This is a genomic window from Streptomyces sp. NPDC127092 (assembly GCF_042722475.1).
Classification (GTDB): Bacteria; Actinomycetota; Actinomycetes; order Streptomycetales; family Streptomycetaceae; genus Streptomyces.
Genome location: NZ_JBHXFE010000101.1, coordinates 1 through 3,656 on the forward strand (window position 1 = coordinate 1; position 3,656 = coordinate 3,656).

5 protein-coding genes and 1 pseudogene are annotated in these 3,656 nt (G+C 66.1%); 2 read left to right on the top strand and 4 right to left on the bottom strand.

The genetic code is table 11. The features are described 5' to 3' along the window. From ACFWJO_RS37340 to ACFWJO_RS37355, 4 genes and pseudogenes are all read right to left on the bottom strand, one after another. Positions 1-1,066, bottom strand: a pseudogene (locus ACFWJO_RS37340) (hypothetical protein); the annotation flags it as partial. A gap of 170 nt (positions 1,067-1,236) precedes the next feature. Further along, positions 1,237-1,944: a hypothetical protein gene (locus ACFWJO_RS37345; protein ID WP_386872569.1), complete on the bottom strand. Its 708-nt coding sequence runs from the start codon at positions 1,942-1,944 to the stop codon at positions 1,237-1,239. A 37-nt stretch (positions 1,945-1,981) separates the two neighbouring features. Further along, the gene (locus tag ACFWJO_RS37350) at positions 1,982-2,254 is read right to left on the bottom strand and encodes a hypothetical protein (protein ID WP_233490748.1); all 273 of its coding nucleotides are present in this window, start codon (positions 2,252-2,254) and stop codon (positions 1,982-1,984) included. A gap of 14 nt (positions 2,255-2,268) precedes the next feature. Further along, positions 2,269-2,892 carry a DUF6668 family protein gene (locus ACFWJO_RS37355; protein WP_386872570.1) on the bottom strand — a complete coding sequence of 208 codons (624 nt, stop codon included), beginning with the start codon at positions 2,890-2,892 and terminating at the stop codon, positions 2,269-2,271. A 146-nt stretch (positions 2,893-3,038) separates the two neighbouring features. Between ACFWJO_RS37355 and ACFWJO_RS37360 the strand changes: the two genes are divergently transcribed. Continuing rightward, positions 3,039-3,266 (top strand): helix-turn-helix domain-containing protein, encoded by a 228-nt coding sequence (locus ACFWJO_RS37360; RefSeq protein WP_083907997.1) that lies wholly within the window; start codon positions 3,039-3,041, stop codon positions 3,264-3,266. Then, the coding region (locus ACFWJO_RS37365) for a hypothetical protein (protein ID WP_386872572.1) at positions 3,259-3,656 on the top strand (398 nt) is incomplete at its 3' end. The genes ACFWJO_RS37360 and ACFWJO_RS37365, both read left to right, overlap by 8 nt.

Below are 3,656 nucleotides of genomic sequence, written 5' to 3' on the forward strand. Positions count from 1 at the left end.
CTGAGCCCATACGCGAGGGTCTGGTGCCGGGGGCCGTGGTGGCTGCCGAGTCCGTGCCGGAGGTAGTCACGCCGGGGGCCGTGGTGCCCCCCGAGTCAGTTCCACCCGTAGGAGTCCCGCCAGTGCCCTCCGTGGGGTCACCACCAGCGCCGCCCATGGAAGCTCCGCCAGAGCCGCCGCCCGCGCGGGAGGCACCGCCAGCCATAGCCGCCGCGCCCGCGCCTCCCGCGCCGGCAATCATCGCTGCACCAGCCGCCACGCCCACGCCAGCCCCGATCAGGCCCGCGCCGGAGAAACCACTCATGCCCGTGGCAGCCACGGGCGAGAGGAACCGGACCAGCGTCGGGAGCACGAGAGCTGCCATGAGCAAGAGCAGAATGCCGCTGATCGAGGAGGCGATGACCTGCCCGAAGTCCTCCCCGCTGTCCTGCAAGAGCATGAATCCGAAGCCGTAGATTGCGGCGGTGAGAGGCTTCATGAGCAGGCATGCGATCAAGTAGGCGTTAGCCTTCCGCCACGACTGCCGCCCTGCCTCCGTGTTCGAGCCGGCCGCGATGACCGGCAGGAACACGATCAGCACCAGCAGCAGGACGTTGCGGAGCAGCAGCATCAGGAAGTTGGCGATAGCGCCGATGAACAGGCACAGGGCCAGCAAGAATGCGGTGCCTGGAGAAGCCAGGAACGCCTCTGCGGCCATCGGCTGCGCCAACGTGGCGAAGTCGGCGTTGTCCGTCGATTGGTCCAGGAGCCACGTCGCCACGGCGTCACCCGCGTTGAGCAGCATCGGGATCAGTGCGATGTAGACGCCCGTGGCGAGCACGATGTTCAGGAACAGCGCGCCGATGGAGACCAGACCCTCGCGGATCGAGCCCGAGGTGTAGGCGGTAACCACCAGCCGACCCAGCGCGAGCAGGAAGCCGACCACGCCGAAGAACCAGACGAACCAGGAAAGATTATCCCGCATGTTCTGGACAATCGGATTGTCAAAATACGGCCCGGGGGCGGACATCCACCACGTCCCGATCTGGCGCAAAATGTTCACCGCGCCTTCAACGATGCTCTCCACGAAGTTCGTAATAGTCTCGTTAGCGAGCCCCGTTGCGGCGTCCGCAACCGCGTTTTTTCCCTTGCAAACGAAGTCCAGGGAAGAGCACTGCTCCGGCGGACCGCTGGTGGCCGAAGACGCCACCGGCGAGGGGGACGCAGACGGAGTGGGTACAAGGGCAGCCATGAGCGTCACCGCCAGGCCGTGAAGCCGTCGCGATCCTGCACGATGGTCACGCTCAGATCATTCGAGGAGCTATCCAGCGCCCAATCCTGCCTTTCCGTATCCCACACCATCGGCACCCGCATAACCCCAAGCGCACCCGCACCAGAAAGCAGGTACTCGATTTCAGCGTTATTCTCGGTGGCGAGCAGAATCCGGTAGCCCTCAACGACCCCGAACTCCGTGTTTGATCCGTACTGGCCTTCTGCAAAAAGCTTCTCCCGGTTCGGGCCATCCACCGCCGAGGACTTATCCCCCGTCGCGAAGTTGTAGACAAGGCTGATTCCAGCCATGAGCGCGCCACTGGCGGTGCGCGAGCTGCACCGCCAGGCGTCACCCTCCCGTGCAGTCGGGCCGTGTTCCTTGGACACAGGCACGACGCCGCCAGAGGGGTGACGCTCCCACGAGACGGCCGGGGCCTTCGTGGGGATGCCCTTCTCTTTCGTCCTCGGCGGCTTGCATGCCGCAGTGGTGGCCGTCGGCGTCGCCACAGCCTCGCCCGTGGCGGCAGGCGGGGCAGACGTGGCAGCGGCGGGAGAATCCGCCGGCTGCTTGTCCACCCCGCCGCGCACGGCCAGGAACACGGCCAGAGCCAGGGCCAGGAGCACCACAGCTCCAGAGATGATCCAGCGCCGGCCGAACGGCGAAGCGGTTGGGGTGTCGTCGGTCGATGCCATCTCAGGTCTCCGATCCGTGGTTTCTAGAGGCGGTTGCTCAGATGAAGGTCTGCAAGATCACGCCGGCAGAGACGGCGAGGATGCAGACGATGATCGACAGGAACAGGCCCTTGCCGCTGTTGAACTCACGTCCCGTCAGGGCCGCGAAGGCCAGGGTGCCGGCCGAGACGAGGAAGCCGGCCACACCCAGGATGATGACGATCCACGAGAGCCAGTTCAGGGCCGTGGTGAGGCCATCGGTGCCCGGGGGCTGCTCAGGAGTGATGTTGGGGATGTTGCCGGCCACGGTCATTGCAGTCTCGAAAAGCACGAGGCTGTCCTTTCTCAGAGATCCGCCGCTGCCTGATGCAGCGCGCGGGTGATGCGGGTGATACGACCCGGGATGCGCCCCGAGTCAGGAGAAGCGTGTCGCCACGCTTCCACCCAGGGGATACGCGTCCCCCGGGGAGTCATTTTCAGCAGGCGCTTCATCGCGCGGCGCTGGCCATCCGAGAGCGTGGGGCCATCGTCCACAATGACCAGGCCGAGCAGTGTGGAGCCGGTAAGCATCCCAGCGGCCCACTGTTCCGCGAAGCGGTCTGCGGCCTCCAAGCCGCGCCAGTGACTGCGGAACACCGCCACGACCCCGAGCGGCTGGCCCTCGGGGGGCTCAGGCCATGCCTGGCCGTGGTCGCCCACGCCCTCACCCATCAGGGCGGCCAGCGTCGAGGCACCCGCGCCTCCGTGCAGACCCATCACTGTGATGCGGCTCTCAGGAATCGCGGAAATCTGTACTTTTGGCCAGGCCTTCGAGGTCACGTCTTCTGGTGAGATAGGAAGAGCGTCGGGCGAGGCCGGGCCGCTCTCCATGAGTCGCGCTCCCAGCAGGCTGTCATGCAGCACCGCCTCCTCCGGGAGCTGCGTGATCGCGGCCTCCCGCTTCACGAACGGGTTTGTTCGTCTGCTCACGATGCACTCCTCCTCTAGCCTTTACATGTCAGGTTAGACGCTCTGTGTTCCTTGTGCAACGCGTGTCGTCTAAGTCTGACATGAAGCGAGTCTGCCGTATGTCGCTTGACTCGCTTATTTCGCACATGGACTATAAAGGAGTGATTGTGAACGACGCTGCCGCTGTGGACGAGCTGCTTGCCGATCTGCCCGAGGTGCTGACTCTGGAGGAGATCGCCGACCTGTTGCGCGTCAGTACCGCCACCGTGCTGCGCTGGCAGCACAAGGCAGGGCTCAAAACCCTGGTGCTGGGCGAGCGACTGCGACGGGTGAGGAAGGCCGATCTGCGAGATTTCTTGGTCACGGCCGATGGGATTGAGGAATCTGATGCCTAACTCACTGCCCGCCGATCCCGGCTTCGACCCCGCCACGGTGCCACCGTTCCCGGTGCTGACCCTGCACCTGGACGAAGCCGCGGAGACGGTGACGCTGGATGGGGTGCGCGTTGAGCGGGCACCCGGCCAGGAGTTGCGCGACGCCGGTATCGACGCGGTGGTCGCCCAGCTTGCGGCCCGCCAGCTGGAGGCCGTGCGAGTGCGCGTGACCACCCCTGGAGATGACGCCTGGCGCATGGTGGTCACCGCTGACGGGGACACCTACGACACAACGCCGCCCGAGGAGGGGGAGACCGCAACCCGCGCCGGGCTGACCCGGCGTCGTCTGCTGCTGGGCGGCGGGGCGTTGGCGCTCCTCGGTGCCGCCGGCGGCGGTGCAGCTCTGGCCCT